General features: G+C 68.0%; 18 protein-coding genes. 3 read left to right on the top strand and 15 right to left on the bottom strand.

The annotated features are described in order from the left end of the window. Positions 1–4 precede the first annotated feature (4 nt). The 11 genes from AU192_RS01245 to AU192_RS01195 all read right to left on the bottom strand — a co-directional run bounded on the left by AU192_RS01245 (position 5) and on the right by AU192_RS01195 (position 11,865). Positions 5–934 (bottom strand): alpha/beta hydrolase, encoded by a 930-nt coding sequence (locus tag AU192_RS01245; RefSeq protein ID WP_064393880.1) that lies wholly within the window; start codon positions 932–934, stop codon positions 5–7. Further along, on the bottom strand, positions 931–2,550 hold the full coding sequence (locus AU192_RS01240; RefSeq protein ID WP_064394175.1) for an FAD-binding protein: 1,620 nt from the start codon (positions 2,548–2,550) through the stop codon (positions 931–933). The genes AU192_RS01245 and AU192_RS01240 overlap by 4 nt, the downstream gene beginning before the upstream one ends. Positions 2,551–2,558: 8 nt before the next feature. Continuing rightward, positions 2,559–3,350, bottom strand: coding sequence for an SDR family NAD(P)-dependent oxidoreductase (locus AU192_RS01235; protein ID WP_064393879.1), 792 nt, complete (start codon positions 3,348–3,350; stop codon positions 2,559–2,561). A 26-nt stretch (positions 3,351–3,376) separates the two neighbouring features. Then, positions 3,377–4,228 carry an SDR family oxidoreductase gene (locus AU192_RS01230; RefSeq protein ID WP_064393878.1) on the bottom strand — a complete coding sequence of 284 codons (852 nt, stop codon included), beginning with the start codon at positions 4,226–4,228 and terminating at the stop codon, positions 3,377–3,379. A gap of 3 nt (positions 4,229–4,231) precedes the next feature. Further along, entirely contained in the window at positions 4,232–4,720 is a 489-nt protein-coding gene (locus AU192_RS01225) for a nuclear transport factor 2 family protein (RefSeq protein ID WP_064393877.1), read from the bottom strand. Positions 4,721–4,801: 81 nt separating this feature from the next. Continuing rightward, entirely contained in the window at positions 4,802–5,812 is a 1,011-nt protein-coding gene (locus AU192_RS01220; protein WP_064393876.1) for an acyl-CoA dehydrogenase family protein, read from the bottom strand. Beyond that, positions 5,809–6,954, bottom strand: coding sequence for an acyl-CoA dehydrogenase family protein (locus AU192_RS01215; RefSeq protein WP_198957169.1), 1,146 nt, complete (start codon positions 6,952–6,954; stop codon positions 5,809–5,811). Before AU192_RS01215 ends, AU192_RS01220 begins: the two co-directional genes overlap by 4 nt. After that, positions 6,951–7,730 (bottom strand): crotonase/enoyl-CoA hydratase family protein, encoded by a 780-nt coding sequence (locus AU192_RS01210; RefSeq protein WP_064393874.1) that lies wholly within the window; start codon positions 7,728–7,730, stop codon positions 6,951–6,953. Before AU192_RS01210 ends, AU192_RS01215 begins: the two co-directional genes overlap by 4 nt. Then, entirely contained in the window at positions 7,727–9,145 is a 1,419-nt protein-coding gene (locus AU192_RS01205) for an aldehyde dehydrogenase family protein (RefSeq protein ID WP_064393873.1), read from the bottom strand. The genes AU192_RS01210 and AU192_RS01205 overlap by 4 nt, the downstream gene beginning before the upstream one ends. A gap of 14 nt (positions 9,146–9,159) precedes the next feature. Beyond that, the gene (locus AU192_RS01200; protein WP_064393872.1) at positions 9,160–10,266 is read right to left on the bottom strand and encodes a zinc-binding dehydrogenase; all 1,107 of its coding nucleotides are present in this window, start codon (positions 10,264–10,266) and stop codon (positions 9,160–9,162) included. Positions 10,267–10,287: 21 nt separating this feature from the next. Beyond that, positions 10,288–11,865, bottom strand: a complete 1,578-nt coding sequence (locus AU192_RS01195) for an acyl-CoA synthetase (RefSeq protein ID WP_416171889.1) — start codon at positions 11,863–11,865, stop codon at positions 10,288–10,290. Positions 11,866–11,966: 101 nt separating this feature from the next. Between AU192_RS01195 and AU192_RS01190 the strand changes: the two genes are divergently transcribed. Next, positions 11,967–13,895: a flavin-containing monooxygenase gene (locus tag AU192_RS01190; protein WP_064394174.1), complete on the top strand. Its 1,929-nt coding sequence runs from the start codon at positions 11,967–11,969 to the stop codon at positions 13,893–13,895. Continuing rightward, the gene (locus AU192_RS01185) at positions 13,892–14,779 is read left to right on the top strand and encodes an SDR family NAD(P)-dependent oxidoreductase (protein ID WP_064393870.1); all 888 of its coding nucleotides are present in this window, start codon (positions 13,892–13,894) and stop codon (positions 14,777–14,779) included. Before AU192_RS01190 ends, AU192_RS01185 begins: the two co-directional genes overlap by 4 nt. Before the next feature lie 48 nt (positions 14,780–14,827). Here the strand turns inward: AU192_RS01185 and AU192_RS01180 are convergent, their stop codons facing one another. Then, complete coding sequence (locus AU192_RS01180; RefSeq protein ID WP_064393869.1) at positions 14,828–15,448, bottom strand: Dabb family protein; 621 nt, start codon at positions 15,446–15,448, stop codon at positions 14,828–14,830. After that, positions 15,441–15,788: a hypothetical protein gene (locus AU192_RS01175; RefSeq protein ID WP_064393868.1), complete on the bottom strand. Its 348-nt coding sequence runs from the start codon at positions 15,786–15,788 to the stop codon at positions 15,441–15,443. The genes AU192_RS01180 and AU192_RS01175 overlap by 8 nt, the downstream gene beginning before the upstream one ends. Positions 15,789–15,888: 100 nt before the next feature. On the opposite strand from AU192_RS01175, the gene AU192_RS01170 reads away from it, so the two are divergent. Continuing rightward, positions 15,889–17,094: an NADH:flavin oxidoreductase gene (locus tag AU192_RS01170; RefSeq protein WP_064393867.1), complete on the top strand. Its 1,206-nt coding sequence runs from the start codon at positions 15,889–15,891 to the stop codon at positions 17,092–17,094. Positions 17,095–17,104: 10 nt separating this feature from the next. On the opposite strand, the gene AU192_RS01165 is transcribed toward AU192_RS01170, so the two are convergent. After that, on the bottom strand, positions 17,105–18,013 hold the full coding sequence (locus AU192_RS01165) for an alpha/beta hydrolase (protein WP_064393866.1): 909 nt from the start codon (positions 18,011–18,013) through the stop codon (positions 17,105–17,107). Continuing rightward, positions 18,010–18,852: an IclR family transcriptional regulator gene (locus AU192_RS01160; protein WP_064393865.1), complete on the bottom strand. Its 843-nt coding sequence runs from the start codon at positions 18,850–18,852 to the stop codon at positions 18,010–18,012. The genes AU192_RS01165 and AU192_RS01160 overlap by 4 nt, the downstream gene beginning before the upstream one ends. Positions 18,853–18,854: the final 2 nt, after the last annotated feature.

Below are 18,854 nucleotides of genomic sequence, written 5' to 3'. Positions count from 1 at the left end.
TCGATCAGAAGGGCAGCGGATGGGCGAACTTCGCGCGTAGCAGTGCGCCGATCTCGGCAACCGCCAGTCGCCCACGGGCCGTCGCCTCTGAACGCATCAGGAACCCGTGGTAGATGCCGGGGTAGCGGGTGACCGTCGTCTGTACTCCCGCGTCGCGCAACCGGTCCGCGTAGCGCTCGCCCCAGTCGCGGATCGGATCGGCTTCGGCGGTGACGACGATGGCCTGCGGCAGGTCCGACAGATCTTGTGCGCGTGCGGGAATCGTGTACGGGCGCTCCGGACCGTCGGCCAGCTCGTGCATGTATTCGATGTCGACGACGCTAAGCATCGGCGCCTCGGGCATGGCTCGGATCGACGGGGCCCCGAGATCCTTGTCAACGCCCGGATACATCAGGATCTGGGCGAACAGGGCCGGCCCACCGCGGTCACGGGCGGCCAATGCGACGCCGGCCGCCAGTGTGCCCCCCGCGCTGTCGCCGGCCACCGCGACGCGGGTGCTGTCAATGCGGAGGTCATCGGCGTGTTCGGCGACCCAACGGGTCGCGGCGTAGGCGTCGTCGAACTGGGCCGGGGGTGCCGCTTCGGGGGCCAGGTGGTAGTCGACGGACACCACAGTGGCGTGGGAGTGGTGGGCGAGGTTGCGCGCCAACGGTTCGAACGAATGGTTCGAGCCCAGGACCATCCCGCCGCCGTGAAAGTAGACGACCGCGGGGGCGCCGCTTTCGGTCGACGGTCGGTAGATGCGCAGGGGGATCTCCCCGACGGGTCCCTCGATGATCCGATCCTCGACATCGGCCATCTCCGGCATTTCGGGCAGCGGCGCGGATTCCAAAGCGTCACGCACCGCGTCGAGTCCACGCTCCCGCATCGGCGCCACGTCCCCGAACTGCGCAACCCGCGCCGCGGCGTCGGGATCCAGGCAGTAGTGCGTCACAGGCGATCTCGATCACTCGAGACCGACCGTAGCGTGTCCGACGCGTGCGCCCCTGCGCGCCGTCCGCTGAAAATGCAGTCCGCGATGGACAACCCGCTGACATAGCTGTTGGAGCAGATACCGACCGCATTGCGACCCGCGGCGTAGAGGCCGGCCACGGTTCCACCGTCACGATGGGCGACTTCGCCGGTGTGTTCATCGACGATGAGGCCGCCGAGTGTCAGCCCGGGGATCGGGTAGAACATCGACGAGTCCGCAGAGATGTTGATCGAGTAGAACGGCGGGGTTGTCAGCGGGGGACACAGATCCGGCTCTTTGTGCGCGGGGTCGCCCGCGCCGCCGGCAATGCCGCGGTTGTACTCCTCGACAGTGCGGCGCAGACCCGTCGGATCGATCCCGTTCTTGCGCGCGATCTCCTCCACCGTCGACGCCTTGCGGTGTCCGACCGTCAACAGGTACATCAATTGCAGGCGCTGGAAGAGCTGTGTCTGCGTTCGAATCTGGGTCTTTACTTTCCTCCAGGTCGGGGCGTCGTAGATGGCCCAGCCCGCGCCGCCGAACTCGCGCATCATCACATTGCCGTGCGTCGCGCCGTAGAGGTCTTCATTGGCGATGCGTCGGCCGTCCCGGCCCACGGTGAGACCTTCGAGAAATGCGCTCGGTGGCGACAGAAAACGCCAGGCCGTGATGTTGCCCATCTTGTCGGTCATGCCGCCGGCCTCGACTCCCAGCGCGATACCTGAGCCGTCGTCGCCGGGGGTGCCGAGCGGCGAGATCTTCATGAACTCCGGAGCGTGTTCGGCCATCCACTCACGGTTGTGAATGAAACCGCCGGCGGCCAGTATCACTGACCGTGCGGATGCCTCGCCGTCCACGGCGGCGTCGGACCACAGCGTCTCGGCGCGCTCGACCACGCCCTTGACCAGGCCGGGCAGCCAGGTGCCTGCCTTTCCGGTGAGCTTGGTCAGAACGCGGTGCTTGCGCGCGTCGGGATGGTTCGTCGGCATCGCGCGGTACCGGACCCCGCGGATCCGCCCGTGGTCATCGGCGATGAGTTGATGCACTCGGCACAACGGAATGAATTCGACGCCTTTGGCTTTCGCCGAACGGCGCAGGTTCTCGAACAGCACCTTGCCCGAGCTCATACCCGGAGCCACCACGCGGTGCCCGCGCGGCACGGGCCGCGTGTGCCGCGCGTAGGGATGGGCCTTCTCGTTGCCGGAGTAGTAGAGGTAGAAATCGTCGGTCGGATACGACGTCTTGTATGAGGACACGGGACCGCCGCGGAACCCGACCCCTTGACTCTTGAGCCACTCGATCAGATCCGGGCTCTGTTCGCAGAACCTCCGAAGGGTTTCACTGCTGACCGCGTCGCCGACCTCCTGTTCGAGATACGCCCGCATGTCCGCGACGCTGTCGTCGTATCCGCCGGCCCGCTGTTCGGCCGTACCCGCGCCCGCGTAGACGATCCCGCCCGACAAGGCAGTCGCGCCGCCGCCATACCCCCGATCCAGCACCAGGACGCGCGCTCCGCGATCGGCAGCCTCGATCGCGGCGGCGGCGCCGGCAGCACCGAACCCGACAACGATGACGTCGTACTCGGTTTCAGCTGCCATGTTCAGCCTCACAGAACCGACTTGATCTGCTTGGCGACCAACCGGGTAGCGCGCTTCGCCGACAGCCGGGCCAAGATGTCGAGGGCCAATGCGTCCGTGCCGATCAGGACTCGGAAGCGGTCACGGGCGATTCCGTCGACAATCTTCTTGCCTGCGGCTTCGGCGGTGGCAGAACGAACCTTCTTGTCACCGGCGTCGAGCATCGCCACCCCGGAGTTCCCCGTCAGGTTGGTGTCGATGTTGCCCGGAAACACCGTCACCACATGGACATTGGTGTCGCACAGTTCGGCGTAGAGACCCTCGCTGAACTGCTTCACCGCCCCTTTACTCGCGCTGTAGAGCGTTTGGCTGGCGAACGGCAACAGCGCGGAGAGACTCGACATGTTGGTGATGTTCGCCTCCGGCCGCGTCAGCAGGGACGGCAGGAAGGCGCGGCACATCCGCACTGTGGCATCGAAGTTGACGGCCATGATGCGGTCGGTCTCATCTGGGGAGAGCTCGGAAAAGGGGGCGAATCGGTGGATGACGCCGGCGATGTTGACCAGTCCGTCGATCTGTCCGTGCGCCTTCGCCACCGCATCGGGTAGTGCGGCGACCGCCTCGTCGTCGGTGAGGTCGAGAACATGCGTGGACATCGGGATGCCGGTGATGCTCGCGAGTTCCGCCGTACCAGCCAGGCCGACCGAGTCACGGTCGACCGCAGCAATGCGTGCGCCGCGGCGGGCGAGTCCAAGCGCGACTTGCCTGCCCATACCATTGCCGGCGCCGGTCACCACGAACACCTTGTCGGCGATCTGCACGTCGACCTTCCTTCAATCGAATTCCGTCAATGCCGAGTGGGGTCGAACCGCCGCTTGGCGCGCAGGGCCGGCGCCCGGCGCGACGCCAGGACTTCGGCGCGCTCCGCCATGGCGTTGCCGACGTAATCGGGTTGGGTGAGCAGATAGAACTCGCCGGCCGCGGCCTGTTCGAAGACCACTCGCGCCGCTTCGACCGGATCCATTGCCTCGGCCTTGATGTCGAGCATTGCGGTCCGCTGCGCTTCGGCGGCCCCGACGTCGCCGTCGTCGACGCCGCCGGCGGCCTCGAAGATGTTCGACTTCACGGCGCCCGGCAGCACAGCCTGCACGTGGATCCGGTCGGCGTGGCCGGCCAATTCGACCTCCAGTCGCAGGCATTCGGTCAGCGCCAGCACCGCATGCTTGCTCACGATGTAGGGCGCCTGCAGCGGTACGACGGCGACGCCGCCGATCGACGACAGGTTCCACACCCACGACGGGGAGTCCGCGGCGATCATGCGCGGCAGGAACGCGCGGACGCCGTAGAACACGCCGCTGACATTGATGTCCACCAGCCGGTCCCAATTGGCGACGGGGGTGTCCCACAGATATCCGAACTGCTCGACACCGGCGTTGTTGACCAGCAGCCGGACCGGGCCGATCTCCGAGTACACCTGTGCGGCAAGGCCTTCGAGCGCCTCGGGATCACGCACATCGCACACCAGGTCCACCGAGCCCGCGAGCTCGCCGCGAAGCGCCGCGATCGCCGAGGCGTCGATGTCGACCAGTACGACGGTCATGCCCAGCGCGGCGGCATGGCGTGCCAGCCCCGCGCCTATCCCGTTGCCGGCGCCGGTGATGACCGCGACACCACCGCCGAACGTCGCGCGTGCGTCCACGCGTTACGAGGCGGTCGAGGCGGTGGCGGTCTTGGCGGCGTGCTCGGAGAACGTGACGGAGTCCTCGGCGTCGAGGATCACGGTCATCGACGTGAACACCAGGCCGTCGCCGGCGCGGCGGATGCCGACGTCGACCACGCCGCTGGAGACGTCGAACGGGACGTTGTTCGTCACCTGGTTCACGTACAGGTAGAAGCGCGCGGTGGTGACGTCCCCGTCGACGCCGGTGCGGAAGACGTTGGTGGCGTGGTGGCGCAGCGGGTAGGGATTCTCGTTGCGGTGCTGGGTCAACCACGCCAAGGTCTCGTCCTTACCGTGCAACTCGGCGGCCAGCAGCTCCTCGAACGGGCAGTTCCCGGAATCGGACCGGCTCAGGTATTCCATCTCGTCGCCGAGCCGGGCCCCGAGTTCGGCGAAATGACCCTGGTCGTAGTGGTACCAGAAGGCGGCGATGAACTCCTGGACCTCGGACAGCGTGATCTCGTTGCTCATGGGTGCGAGTCAACCGTCGCCGACCGGGACGTGGCGCGGTGATGCCCGGTCAGTGGAACACCGCGCGGGCGGGCGGCCGGATCAGTCGACGATCAGGCTCCACACGTCCGCTCCGGCGGCCAGGGTCGCGTCGGTGACCCGTTCGTCCCAATAGCGCACCGACCCGAATTCGGATCGCCATGCGAGCGCGGCCCGGGTGAACTCGTGCAACCGGTGCTCGAGGGTGGTACTGATCGCGCCGTGCACCTGGTGGGCGTTGCGCACCACGACCGACGTGGCATGACCGACGCAGGAGCGTGCCGCCGCGACGCGGAAGGCGAGGTTGCCCGTCGACCAACCGTTCGTGACGGCCGTCGTCAGCGCACCCTCGGTGGCCGCCCGCGCCAACGCCGCTTCGGCGGCGGAGTCGGCGATCAGGTGCTGGACGGCCTGGAAGCGGGACAGGGGCCGGCCGAACTGGATTCGCGACGCGGCGTGTTCGACCGACGACAGCACGATCCGGTCAAGCGCCGCGCACACCTGGATCGCCCGCACCAGCGCGGCTTTGTGCCACAGTTCGGCCACCAGATCGGAGGTCACCGGGACACTGTCGAGCGCGGCGACGTCGGCCTCGACGGAGTCGCGGGGTTCACCGATCGCGTTGCTGCCGGCCGTGATCGAGAGTGCGGCGGCGTCGATGTCGGCGACGCGATGGCCGTCGCCATCGCGCCAGACGACGACCACCCGGTCACTGGCCGCGGCCCAGGGGACACCTTCGGCAGTTCCGTCCTCGCCGAGCAGGCACACGGTGCGCACCGCGTCGTCGCCGCCCATTCCATTCGCCTCGAGCAGCCAGCAGGCCAGTAGGTCGTGTTCGGCCAACGGTGTTCGCACCGCGTTGCGGGCGGCGGCCGCCAGCAGTTCGGCGGCTTCGAACCAGCCCGCTCCGCTGCCGCCCGACTCCTCGGCGCCGGTCAGTCGGACCAGGCCCAGTTCGTCGAGGCGCCGCCACAACTCCGTGTCCCGTTCGACCGTCTTCGCGGGCGGGTGGGCGTCGCGGTACTCGGCGAAGACCGCGTCCATCATCTCGACCAGTGCTGGATCGACGGTCATCGCAGCCCCAATCCTCGCGCGATCACGCCGCGCAACACCTCGTTGGTGCCGCCGCGCAGCGTGAAGCCGGGACGCTGATCCACGGCTCGCGAAACCAGTTCGGCAAGGTCGGGATTCGTGGTCGCGTCGGTCAGCGTGTCGGCGAGGTCGGCGATGTCGCCCTCGGTGGTGGTGCCGAGCACCTTGACCACCGCCGCGGGAACATCGGCGGGCTCGCGCCTCTCCAGTGCGCCCGCGACGGCGGCCGACATCTGGTGCAGTCCGGCGGTTCGGGCGATAAGGCGGCCGAGTCCGGCGTCCCGCGAAAGCTCCTGTGCGGCCATCTTTTCGCCGCACATCCGTAACAGCACGAAGGTGGACAGGAACCGTTCGGGTCCGCTGCGCTCGAAGGCCAGCTCCGAGGTGACCTGGCGCCAGCCCGCACCGATCTCACCGAACACCATGTCGTCGGGGACGAAGGTGCCGTCGAGGATCACTTCGTTGAAGTGGTGTGCGCCGTTCATCGAGACGACGGGGCGGATGTGCACACCCGGTCCGCGTAGGTCGACGATGAACTGACTCAACCCGGCGTGGCGGTTGTCCGGATCGACCGGGGCCGTGCGGGCCAACGCGATGAACGCATGCGCGTAGTGCGCCCCCGACGTCCACACCTTCGTCCCCGACAGCGACCAACCGCCGTCCACCTGGACCGCCTTCGTGCGCACGCTCGCGAGATCGGAGCCGGAATCGGGTTCGCTCATGCCGATGCCGAAGAAGCACTCACCGCGCACGATCCGCGAAAGGAACTCCCCCTTCTGTAATTCCGTGCCGTACTTGAGCAACGACGGCACGATCTGCCGGTCGGCGATCCAGTGCGCCGCCACCGGTGCGCCCGCGGCGAGCAATTCCTCGGTCACCGCGAACCGTTCGACGAAGGAGCGTCCGTGTCCGCCGTACTCGACCGGGACCGTCATCCCGAGATAGCCCTGTGCGGCAAGCGCTTTGGTGAAGTCTTCGTCCCATCCCGTCAGCCACGCGTCGACCGACGGCGTGAAAGCACCCGCGGCACGCTGCTCGGCGAGGAACTCTCGTACCTCGGCTCGCAGGGCCGCGGTCGCAGCAGCGTCGACGGCCGCCGGGGGAACCAGGCGGGGGAGCGTCACGGAGCGGTCCGCCATCGGCTGATGCGCTGTTCGTGTTCCGGGTCGCGGTGGGCCAGCGGCTGCATGGCCGCGGCCATGGCCAGCGTGGAGTCCAGCGAGCCGGCCCGCGATTCCTGCAGCAGACGTTTGGCCATCCGCAGCGCGTGAGCGGGGTTCTTCGTGATCCGCTCGGCCAAGGCGAGCGCCTCCGTGAGCAGGTCGTCGTGCGGCACCACGCGGGTGACCATGCCCCACTCCAGGGCGGTGGCCGCATCGATGCGGTCGCCGGTGAACGTCATCTCGGCGGCGCGCTCGTAACCGATCGCCCTGGGCAGGAACCAGGTGCCGCCGTCGCCCGGGATGATGCCGATCTGCACGAAGCTCTCGGCGAACGACGCCCGCTCGGAGGCCACGCGGATGTCGCACATCATGGCGAGGTCGCAGCCCGCTCCCACGGCGGGACCGTTGACCGCGGCGATCAGCGGGACCTCCAGGCGGCCGAGTGCGCGGGGAATGCGCTGGATCCCGTCGACGTAGGCACGCCGCTGATCGAGGGCGTCGAGGCCGAACATCCCGGTGCGGTCGGCCATCTCCTTGACGTTGCCGCCCGCGGAGAAGATCTTGCCCGCGCCCGTCAGGATCACCGCGCGCACGTCGAGGTCCGCGTTGGCGGCGTCGACGGCGGCCTCGAACGCCGAGATGAAGCCCTTGTCGGTGATCGCGTTGCCGACCTCGGGCAGGTCGATGGTCCACGTCTGTGTCGCACCGTGAGCGGCGATGTTCAGCGGTGTGCTCATGACGGCAACTGTAGGGACTTGGTCTGCAGGAATTCCTCGAACCCCGCGCGGCCGAGTTCCCGGCCGACGCCGGACTTCTTGTAGCCGCCGAACGGCGCGACGGGGTTGTACACGCCGCCGTTGACGTCGAGCTGTCCGGTCTGCACGCGCTTTGCGAAAGATATGGCGGTGTCGAGGTCGGGACCCCACACTGCGCCCGCGAGCCCGTAGGGCGTGCCGTTGGCGATGCGTAGGGCGTCGTCTTCGTCCCGGAACGGGATCACCGCGAGCACCGGCCCGAACACTTCCTCCTGACCCAGCTCGGAGTCGGGGTCGACGTCGGCGAACACGGTCGGGGCGACGTAGTAGCCGGTGTCGCGGACCGATTCGGATCCGCCCGTGAGCAGGCGGGCGCCGTCGCGGCGCGCGCGGTCGATGAACCCGCGCACGGACTCGAACTGCGCGGCGGAAGCCAGGGGGCCGATCCGGGTGTCGGGGTCGGACGGGTCGCCGACGGTGTACTTGGCGGCGGCGGCCTTGATCAGTTCGAGGGCCTCGTCGTAGCGCGAGCACGGCACCAGCATCCGGGTCCACGCCATGCAGGTCTGCCCGCCGTTGAGGAACGCATTGCCCACACCGACCTTCACCGCGGTGGTGAGGTCGGCGCCGTCGAGGATGACGTTGGCGGACTTGCCCCCGAGTTCGAGGGCGACCTTCTTCACCGAGCCGGCGGCGAGCTCGGCGACCCGGCGACCGACGGCGGTCGAGCCGGTGAACGACACCACGTCGACGTCGGGATGCGACGCGATGCGCTCACCCACCACGGATCCGCGCCCCGACACCAGGTTCACCACACCGTCGGGAAGTCCGGCCTCCTCGACCGCTTCGATGAACTCGAACACCGACAGCGGTGCCTCGTTGCTCGGCTTGAGGACGACGGTGCAGCCCGCGGCGATGGCGGGCAGCACCTTGGCCACCACCTGATAGAGCGGATAGTTCCACGGGGTGATGGCGCCGACGACGCCGTACGGCTCGCGCAGCACCAACGAGTTGCCCACGCGCTCTTCGAATTCGAAGGACTCGAGGACGTCGGCGAAACCGCGTGCCACCGCCAGTGGCACCTTGGTCTGAACCCCCTGCGCCACACGCAGCGGCGCGCCCATCTCCCGGCTGATGGTCTCGGCGATGTCGGGCAGCCGCTTCTCCATCGCGGCGATCACCCGGGCCAGCCGGTCACTGCGCTCGGCGCGGGTGATCAGCGGATCGAAGGCTCGGCGGGCGGCGGCCACGGCCGCGTCCACGTCGGCGACCGATCCGTTGGGCACACAGCCGATCACCTTCTCGGTGGCGGGGTGGACGACGTCGATCACGTCGGCCGCCGACGGTGTCATCCACTGCCCGTCGATGAACAGCGTCTTGCGGGTGTAGTCGTGCATGGATCTCCTTGGGATCAGGGAATGATGCTGGCGCGGACGTCGCGCTTGTGCTCGGCGGCGGCGAACGCCTCGTTGATGTCGTCGAGCGGATACTGCGCTGCAGCCAACCGGTGCAGGGGGAGGGCGTCCTGGTGTTGTTCGAGGAAGGTCAGCGCCCGCGACAGTACGGGCGGTTCGTACAGCGAGACCCCGACCATCGTCTTGTTGGCGAAAACGAAACGTGACGGGTCGAATTCGAAGGTCTTGCCGATGTTGATGTTTCCGATCTCGACGTAACGGCCGAACTGGCCCAGCATCTTGAGCCCCTCGTCGATGGCGGACGGGTGGCCGACCACCTCGACCACGACGTCGGCGCCGTAACCGTCGGTCAGGTCGCGGATGATCTTCGCGCGGTCCTTCACCGTGGCGGCCGTGTTGATGTCGATCACCGCGTCGGCGCCGAAGGCGGTTGCCAGCTCGAGCCGTTCGGCCACCCCGTCGATGGCGATGACCCGACCGGCGCCGCGGGCCTTGGCGACCGCGACCGCGTACAGCCCCAGTGCGCCGGCGCCCTGCACGACGACGGTCTCGCCGAGTTGCTGGTCAACGCGCTCGAGGCCGTACATCACCTGGGACAGCGCACAGTTGGCGCCCGACGCGATGTCGTCGCTGACCCGGTCGGGCACGGTATACACGACCGCCCCGGCGGGCAGCAGGAAGTAGTCGGCGTAGCCGCCGACGAAGTAGGGCGGCGCGTCGGCGCGTCCGAGCATGGCCATCGCGAGGTTCAGGCACGCGTTGCGCCTGCCCGCCAGGCAGTTTCGGCACCGGTGGCAGGAAAAGAAGTAGGGGAACACCACCCGGCTGCCCTTCGCCAGCGGTGCTCCGTTCGAGTCCGCTGTGACCCCGTCACCGAGTTCGGATACCGCGCCGACCATTTCGTGACCGAGCACCGTCGGAAGTTGTCCACCCAGGCCGCGGGTGGCGAAGGTGCCGTGCCACGCGTGTAGGTCCGATCCGCAGATGTTGGTCCTGGTGACCTTGATCAGGATCTCGCCGGGGCCGACCTCGGCCAGGTTCACGGTCTCGATCTCGAATGGCTTTCCGGGCGCGTCGAAGCGCGCGATACGTCCTGTGAACAACAGACAGTTCCCTTCGGTGGCTCAGCGGCTCAGCGGTTCGGCCGCGAAGCGTTCGCGCAGTTGACGTTTCAGCAGCTTGCCGCTCGGATTCTTCGGCAGTGCGTCGACGAAGTGGACGTGCTTGGGGGTCTTGAACCCGGCCAGATGCTGCCGGCAATGCGCGATCAGGTCATCCTCGGTCAGGTTGGCGCCCTCGCGGGACACCACCGCGGCGACCACGGTCTCGACCCACGTCGGATGGGGAAGGCCGAAGACGGCGACCTCCTGAACCCCGTTGTGCCGGTAGAGGACTTCCTCGACCTCGCGGCTGGCAACGTTCTCGCCACCCGTCTTGATCATGTCCTTCTTGCGGTCGACCACGTGTAGCAGGCCGTGTTCGTCGTAGTAACCGAGATCGCCGGAGTGGAACCAACCGCCGCGGAACGCCTCCGCCGTCTTGGCCGGGTCGTCGAGATAGCCGAGCATCAGATGGGGGCTGCGGTGGGCGATCTCACCCACCACGCCGGGGGCGACCGGGGCGTCGTCCTCGTCGAGGATCGTCGTCTCGACGTTGACCACCGGGCGTCCCGCCGAACCGGCGTGGGTGTCCTGCTCGTCGGGTCCGAGCGCGGACGCCAGCGGTGCCAACTCGGTCTGGCCGTAGAAGTTCCACAACCTGAGGTTCGGCAGCCGGTCGCGGATCTCGGCGAGGATCTCGATCGGCATCGCCGAAGCGCCGTAGTAGCCCTTGCGCAGGCTCGACAGATCGACCTCGTCGAACACCGGACAACGCAACAGGCTGATCCAGACCGTCGGAGGCGCGAAGTAGTTGGTCACCCCGTAGCGGGCGATCGTGCGCAGCACCGTTTCGGGATCGGGCCCGGGCAGGATGATGCTGGTCGCACCGAGATAGATGTCGGTGGCCAGGAAGTTGTCCAGCTGCGCGCAGTGATACAGCGGCAGCGAATGGATTTCGACGTCGTCGCCGGCCATCGAACCGGCGACGATGGTGCTGACGTACTGCCACATCAGGCTGCGGCTCGTGTGCATCGCGCCCTTGGGCCGCGACTCCGTGCCGCTGGTGTACATCAACCGCACCAGCTGGTCGTCGTCGATGCGGGGATTCGGCGAGGGGGCCGCGGTGGACAGCCACTGCGCGAAGTCGTCCCAGCCCGGCGGAACGCTCTGTCCGGTCCGGACGATCGCGGCCCTGGTGCGAACCGCTCCGTCGATGCGCATGGCGTCCTGCGCGACGCCTGTCAGCTCGGCTTCGACGATGAAGCCCTCTGCCTTGCTGTGGCCGAGGATGTAGGCGATCTCCTCGGCCGTCAGCATGAAGTTGACCGGCACCAACACCACCGCTGCGCGGGCGGTGGCGAAGGCGAGCACCGCATACTGCCAACAGTTGCGCGCCAGCAGCGCCACCCGGTCACCGGGACGGAAGCCGTTGTCCTGCAACGCCGCCGCGGCCCGGTCCACGAGCTGGTCGAACTCGGCGAACGTCAACACCGTGTCGCCATCGATGATCGCGGTCTTGTCGGGTTGCCTGCGGGCCGAGCGGCGTGGGATGTCGCCCAGAGTGTGGCTGCGTGCCTGCTCGACCACCGCATCCAGATCCATGGCGGGCAGCGTAAGCATGTCTGGCGTGGGGCGAGGACCGATGTCCCGCTCAGTAGGCAGGGCACTGCCCGGTCGGCCGTGCTGCGCCGATACTTGTGCCCGTGACTGCAGACGCTCGAGCAATACCGTCGCCGCACGCCGCGGACGTCGACCGCGATGAACTGAGGGCGAACCTCGCTCAGGCGGACCCCGGCGTCCTGGTCGCGGTGCTGGCGCAGCTGACGGGTGACCCGTCGGTGCTCGACCGGTTCGGGCCCAAGATCACGCACATCCCCGATCCGCCCGAGCGCGCAGGCGTCACCGACGCCGACACCATGGCGGCGCTTGTCGATGCGGTCGTCTCGGCGCTGTCCTCGCCGCGGGCCGAAGGGGCGATGGCCGCCGACGACATCGATCTGTTCACCCGCGCGCTGCCGGTGGCGCTCGGCTCCGACGTCGACGACGAGTTCGTTCCGCTCCTGCTCGAGCAGGGCGGTTTTCACCTCTCCCAGCCGACGTTGCCGCGCACCGTGCCGATCCCGCCGACGACGAATGTCGCGATCGTCGGCGCGGGCATCGCGGGCATCATCACCGCGCTGGCCGCAGCCGACGCCGGGGTGCGGTATCAGATCTTCGACCGCAACGACGAGGTCGGCGGCACCTGGTTGACGACGAAGTATCCCGGTATCGGTGTCGACACGCCGTCGGCGTACTACTCGCTGTCGCGGGAGGTCAACCCCGACTGGTCGAGCTACTACCCGCAGGGCGCGGAATACCAGAACTACCTGGTGTCGCTCGCCGACAGGCACGGACTGCGTGAGCACACCCGGTTCGGCACCGAGGTCGAGGCGCTGTGGTGGGACGACGCGCGAAACCAGTGGCAGATCCACGCGGTCGACCGCGACGGGAACCGCGACGTCAGCTACGCCCGAGTGGTCGTCACCGCCGCCGGCTATCTCAACCGGCCACGGTTTCCCGATGTTGCCGGCCGAGAATCGTTCGAGGGCACCAGTATTCACTCGGCGCTGTGGGATCCTTCGCTGGACCTCACCGGTAAGCGGGTCGCCGTTATCGGCGCGGGATGCACGGCCGTACAGATCGTCGACGCGTGTGTGGACGAGGTCGAACACCTGACCGTTTTCCAACGGCAACCGCACTGGGTGGCTCCGCGAAAGCGGTTGTCCGACGATGTCCCCGAATTCCGGCGGTTCCTCGGACGGCACGTGCCGTATTACGCGAACTGGCACCGGCTGAAGTCCTATTGGGCGACGGCCGACAACAACTATCCCGTCATCCTGCGCGACCCCGAGTGGGCGAAGGACCATTTGTCGATCTCGCAAGCCAACGACGTCCTGCTGCAGATGTGCTTGGAGTACATCAACGAGACGTTCGGCGAGGGATCGGAATTGGCGAAGAAGGTCACCCCCGACTTCGCGCCGTACGGTAAGCGCATCATTCGCGACCCGGGCGGCTACTACGCAGCGCTGACGCGGGAGCACGTCGACATGGAGGCGAGCGAACCGGCCGCCGTCAACGCCGCAGGCATCGTCACAGAAGACGGGCGGCAGATCGATCTCGACGTGATCATCTACGCCACCGGCTATCACCTCGACTTCCTGTCCACGGTCGACATCCGCGGTCGCGACGGCAGGACACTGCGCGAGGAGTGGGGCGACAGTCCCCGCGCGTACCGCGGCGGCACGGTGCCGGGCTTCCCGAACCTGTTCATCACCTCGGCGCCCAACTACAGCCCGGGCCACGGTGCGGGCGCCAACTTCTCGATGGAGGTGCTCGCGCACTACATCGTTGAGTGTCTGCAACTGCTCGCGCTGCGCGATGCCGACACCATCGAGGTGACGCGGGAGGCCTACGACGATTACGTCGCGCAGATCGACGAGGCGATGTCGCGGACGGTGTGGTGCCACACCCCGAACGCGCACACCTACTACCGTTCGGCATCCGGTCGCGTGGTCGTCGCGACGCCGTACCGCCTGGTCGACATCTGGCACCAGCATCGCGCGCCCGTCGAAGAACACTTCGTGATCCGATGACCGGCCTGCTCGCAGGCAAGACGGCGCTGGTCACCGGCAGTAGCCGAGGCATCGGACGCGCTGTGGCGCAACGCCTTTCCGCCGAGGGCGCGACTGTGGTGGTCACCGCGCGATCGTTCGAGCCGTCGGCGTCGATACGCGGCGGTGCGGCGACGGCCCTGCCGGGGACGATCGCCGAGACCGTCGAGCTGATCGAGGGGGCGGGCGGCACCGCGATCGGCATCGCCGCCGACCTCGAAGACCCCGACCAACGGGGCGGGTTGGTCGACGAGGTGGTCGAACGCGCGGGTGGGCTGGACATTCTCGTCAACAACGCGGGTTTCGCCGATTATGCCTGCGTCGAGGACATGGGCCTGGACACCTTCGACCGCACCGTCGAGCACTATCTGCGCACGCCGTTCGTGCTGACCAAGGCCGCCGTGCCGCACATGCGGAAACGGGGTGCAGGCTGGATCGTCAACATCGGGTCGGTGACCGGTGTCGCTCCCGTGCGGCCGTACCGCGAGTACAACAAGACGTCCGGCGACGTCGTCTACGCCTCCTGCAAGGCCGCCCTGCACCGCTTCACCCAGGGCGTGGCCGCCGAACTCCTCGACTCGGACATCGCGGTGAACTGTGTCGGCCCGTCGACGGCCATCCGTACTCCCGGTGCGGCACAACTCATTCCGGATACCTTTCCGACCGAGCCGGTCGAGTATCTGGCCGAGACGGTGCTGGCGATGTGTCACCGGCCCGCCGCCGAGCGCACCGGGCTGGTCGCGTTCAGCCTGCACTATCCGTGGTCGCAAGGGCTGACCGTGCACACGCTCGACGGCACCGCCGAGTTGCCGCCGCTACAACCACCCGCGACGGCCAACCCGAACATCCTGCCCGCCGGTTTCTAGCGGTTTCGGTGCGCTAACGGTCGGCGAGCGACTGTTAGCGCACCGAAATCACTGTCGAGCCATGCTGCAGAAGCTGTGGCAGACCCGGTCGCGGACGATGACATCGGGGCATTCGGGGTCGAACCAGCGGTCCACGTACGCCCAGTGAATCGGATGCATGAGGTACGGACCGGTCAGGCCGTCGAGGTCACGGAACTCCTGCTCGAAGACGTGGGTCCACGGTGAGGCACCGACGGCCGCGTCGACGCGACTGAGTTGCCATGTACCGATCGAGCTGACGTAGCGGGGGAGCAGGCGCAGATCGTCCTCGAACCGCGCCACCGTCGCCTCGTCGGTGTCCGGTTGCACTCGCAGCAGCAGTGTCCGGTAGACGGTGGCCGAAAGGTCTCGGGCGACGCTCGAGACGCCCGTATAGGTTGCGCCGTTGACGCGGGCGACCTCGGGGCGGTCGAACAACGCGTCGAAAGACCGTGCCACCGAGGACCATCCGTCGGCATCGCCGAATCGCAGATGCATGAGGATGTCGCCGCCGTTGCGCACGCCCGGCAGCGTCGGCTGCACCAGAGCGTGGGCCGCGCCGCTGGCCGCCGACGCCTCCCGCAGCTCACTCAGCAGCCGGTCACGTTCGGGGGCGCCGGCCACATCGATCAGCCGGATGACGCTATACATCGCACAGTCCGTCCACATCGGTTGCCGCGGCGGCGACGCTGCGGGTGCGCTCCACGACCAGTTCGGCCACGCCGTCCCACCACGCTCCGAGCGTGGCGTCGGGCCTGCCTTTCCACGTCATCTCCCACCACGCCTGCGGGCTCGGCAGCGACCACGTCACGGTGACCACGTTGGATTGGTCGTCGAACCAGATCGGCGGGCTGACAAGCACGTCGCGAAGCGTCATCCCGCGATCACGCGCACCCGGCGCGTATTCGGCCAGATACGTGTCGACGAACCGCCGTGCGCATCCGGGCCGGGTGATGACCCGGTCGATGACGAACACCTCACCGTCGGCCATGGCCCGACACTAGAGCGACGGCGTCCGTGGCGCCGATGACGCTCCCGGCCATCGGGACGACACGGTTGACCGCCGCCGCGGTGGGGAGCACCGTGGTCCGATGCCCGTTGAGACGCTGGACCCGTTCGCGCCGTCCCGGCTCGGTCCGGTGAAGCTGCGCAACCGGGTCATCAAGGCCGCGACGTCAGAGGGCCGCTCGCCCGACGGCATGGTCACCGACGACCTGATTGACTTTCACGTCGCATTCGCCAAGGGCGGCGTCGGCATGACGACGGTCGCGTACTGCTGCGTCTCAAAAGAGGGCGCCAGCGCACCCGGCCAGATCGTGATGAGCCCGGCGGCGCTGCCCGGACTGCGCAGGCTCACCGACGCCGTGCACGCGACAGGCGCGGCGATCTCGGCGCAGCTCGGCCACGCCGGCGTCGTCGCTCCGAAGAAGTTGACCGGCGTCACGGCCGTCGCCCCCAGCCGCTTCGTCAACCCCACCTCCTTCGCCTACTGTCGCGAGATCACCCGCGCCGAGATCCGTGACGTGATCGGACAATTCGCGACAGCGGCGCAGGTGGCCATCGACTCCGGCTTCGATGCCGTCGAACTGCACTTCGGCCATCTCTACCTGCCGAGCTCGTTCCTCAGTGCGCGGATCAACCGGCGCCGCGACGAATACGGCGGTTCGATCGACAACCGGTCGCGGTTGGTCCGCGAAATCGCGACCCGGATCCGAGACGTCGTGAAGAACCAGATCGCGGTCATCGCGAAACTCGACATGGACGACGGGCTGCCCGGCAGCATCTGGATCGACGAGGCCCTGCGGACCGCGCAACTGCTCGACGCCGACTCCGCGCTGGACGCCATCGAGCTGACCCAGGGTTCCTCGGTCTACAAACCGATGTACCTGTTCCGGGGCGACGTCCCGGTCAAGGAATTCGCCGAGGTGATGCCGTCCGCGCTGCGGCCCGGCGTCCGCCTCGCAGGCAAGCGGGTCATGGGCAGTTACCCGTACCGCGATCTCTACATGCTCGACGCGGCACGGCAGTTCGTGCCGGTGGTCCGCAACACCAAGCTGATCCTGCTGGGCGGCATCACGAACTACGAGCATCTCCAGACAGGGCTGCGTGAGGGCTTTGACTTCATGGCGATGGGCAGGGCACTGCTGCGTGAACCCGACCTGGTCAACGCGATGATCGCCGACCACGACACGCGCAGCCGCTGCAACCACAACAACAAGTGCATGGTCACGGTGTTCGGCCGGACCCACTGCGTGCTCGACCCGCACCAGCGCTACGGTCCGGTGCCGAAGGTCTAGTTCGAGGGCCTCACAACAACTTCGCGAGTTCTTGTGTCGCTTGGCGCCGCGCCTCGTGAGCGATGTCGAGCATCGGGATCGTCATGAAACCGTGGATCCCGCCCTCGAAACTGCACCGCGTCACGGGCACACCCGCGGCGTCCAACGCGTCGGCGTAGGCAACGCCCTCGTCTCGCAACGGATCATGACCCGCGATCACCACCACCGCCGGCGGCAGACCGTCGAGGCGTGCCTGCAGCGGCGACGCATACGGGTGGGTGCGGTCGGCGGGGGAGGGCACGTACTGGTCCCAGTACCACTGCAGCGCCGGCCGCGGATTGTAGAAACCCTTGCCGTAGCGCCGGTATGACTCGGTTTCAAAGTCCGCGGCGATCATCGGGTAGATCAGCAGTTGCGCGGAGAGCGCGGGCCCGCCGCGGTCGCGCGCCATCAGCGTGGTGACCGCCGCGAGGTTGCCGCCGGCGCTGTCACCCGCCACCGCGAGCCGGCCCGGGTCGCCACCGAACTCCGCGGCGTGCTCGGCCGCCCACCGCGTCGCCGCATAGACGTCCTCCGCCGCAGCCGGCCACCGGCTCTCGGGTGCGAGCCGGTAGTCCACCGAGATGACCACCGCGGAAAGGAGATTCGCCAGATTGCGGCACAGCCCGTCGTGGCTGTCGAGGTCGCAGAACACGAATCCACCGCCATGGGCGTACACCACCACCGGCACCGGGACATCCGACACCGGTCGGTAGATCCGAACCGGGACATCCCCGGCTATGGTCACGTCGTCGACCGATCCGACGGCCTCGGGCTGTGCGGGAGGCACGAACCGCGATCGGATCGTCGCTCGCGCCTGCGCGCCGGTCATGGTGTGCACCGGCGGAAATCCGGAGTCCAGCGCCTCGATCAGGTCGGCGATCTGCGGATCGAGTGTCACGCGTACTGCAACACCGGCTCGCGGGGCGCCGTGGGCCGCGGTGTGGGCATGTTCCGCAGCGGACGGGCCTGCTGCAGGGTCGGGGCCACCCGTCGCGGGCCGTCCTCGGCGTTGCGCCACACTGCCATGGCCGTCATCCGCACCGGCGCGACGAGACGCTGGTCGAACATCATCCGGTTCATCGGGCCGCACACCGACACGGCCGCCACGGCCTCGCCCTGGCCGCCGATCGGCGCTGCGACACAACCGAATCCGGTGAGCGCCTCTTCGCGGTCGAACGCGATGCCGTGCGAACGCACCTTGGCCAGCTCCGTGCGCAACTGGACGGGCGATCCGATCGAGTACTTGGTACGGCGGTTCGTCAGGTCGATCGCGTCGTAGTTCAGGTCGGTGGCGGTGGCTAGCATCGCCTTGCCCAACGCCGAACAGTGCGCGGGGTGGCGCCCTCCGACGCGGCTGGGAATGGCTGCGCCCAATCCGTCACCGATCTTCTCCAGGTACACGACATCGGTGCCGTCGAGCACGGCGAGGTGGACGACGAGACCGGTGGCGCGATGCAGGTCGTGCAGCAGGGGCACAGCCGCGCGGTGCAGGCGGTCCTGATGCACGGCGAGCGAACCCAACTCGACCAGCCGCATGCCCAACTCGTAATCGCGCCCGTTGCGCCGTAGCCAGCGCAGCTGGACGAGGCGCTCGAGCATGCGGTGCGCGGACGAGCGGGGAAGCCCGGTGCGGCGAACGATCTGCGCCAGTGTCAGTCGTCCGGGCCCATCGAAAGCGTCAAGAACCAGCGATACGCGGTCGAGGACGGCGCTGGGGGTTTCGACAGTCGTTGTCATGT

This window comes from Mycobacterium lehmannii, assembly GCF_001499925.1.
In the GTDB taxonomy this organism is placed as follows: Bacteria; Actinomycetota; Actinomycetes; order Mycobacteriales; family Mycobacteriaceae; genus Mycobacterium; species Mycobacterium lehmannii.
Note: the sequence above shows the minus strand (reverse complement) of the source record. Positions and strands in the feature narration are given on the sequence as shown.

Excerpts from the sequence above, each read along its gene's own strand:
- AU192_RS01205 (WP_064393873.1), bottom strand. The coding sequence starts at position 9,145 with ATGCACGACTACACCCGCAAGACGCTGTTCATCGACGGGCAGTGGATG.
- AU192_RS01225 (WP_064393877.1), bottom strand. The coding sequence starts at position 4,720 with ATGAGCAACGAGATCACGCTGTCCGAGGTCCAGGAGTTCATCGCCGCC.
- AU192_RS01195 (WP_416171889.1), bottom strand. The coding sequence starts at position 11,865 with ATGGATCTGGATGCGGTGGTCGAGCAGGCACGCAGCCACACTCTGGGC.
- AU192_RS01185 (WP_064393870.1), top strand. The coding sequence starts at position 13,892 with ATGACCGGCCTGCTCGCAGGCAAGACGGCGCTGGTCACCGGCAGTAGC.
- AU192_RS01170 (WP_064393867.1), top strand. The coding sequence starts at position 15,889 with ATGCCCGTTGAGACGCTGGACCCGTTCGCGCCGTCCCGGCTCGGTCCG.
- AU192_RS01240 (WP_064394175.1), bottom strand. The coding sequence starts at position 2,550 with ATGGCAGCTGAAACCGAGTACGACGTCATCGTTGTCGGGTTCGGTGCT.
- AU192_RS01160 (WP_064393865.1), bottom strand. The coding sequence starts at position 18,852 with ATGACAACGACTGTCGAAACCCCCAGCGCCGTCCTCGACCGCGTATCG.
- AU192_RS01180 (WP_064393869.1), bottom strand. The coding sequence starts at position 15,448 with ATGTATAGCGTCATCCGGCTGATCGATGTGGCCGGCGCCCCCGAACGT.
- AU192_RS01210 (WP_064393874.1), bottom strand. The coding sequence starts at position 7,730 with ATGAGCACACCGCTGAACATCGCCGCTCACGGTGCGACACAGACGTGG.
- AU192_RS01220 (WP_064393876.1), bottom strand. The coding sequence starts at position 5,812 with ATGACCGTCGATCCAGCACTGGTCGAGATGATGGACGCGGTCTTCGCC.
- AU192_RS01175 (WP_064393868.1), bottom strand. The coding sequence starts at position 15,788 with ATGGCCGACGGTGAGGTGTTCGTCATCGACCGGGTCATCACCCGGCCC.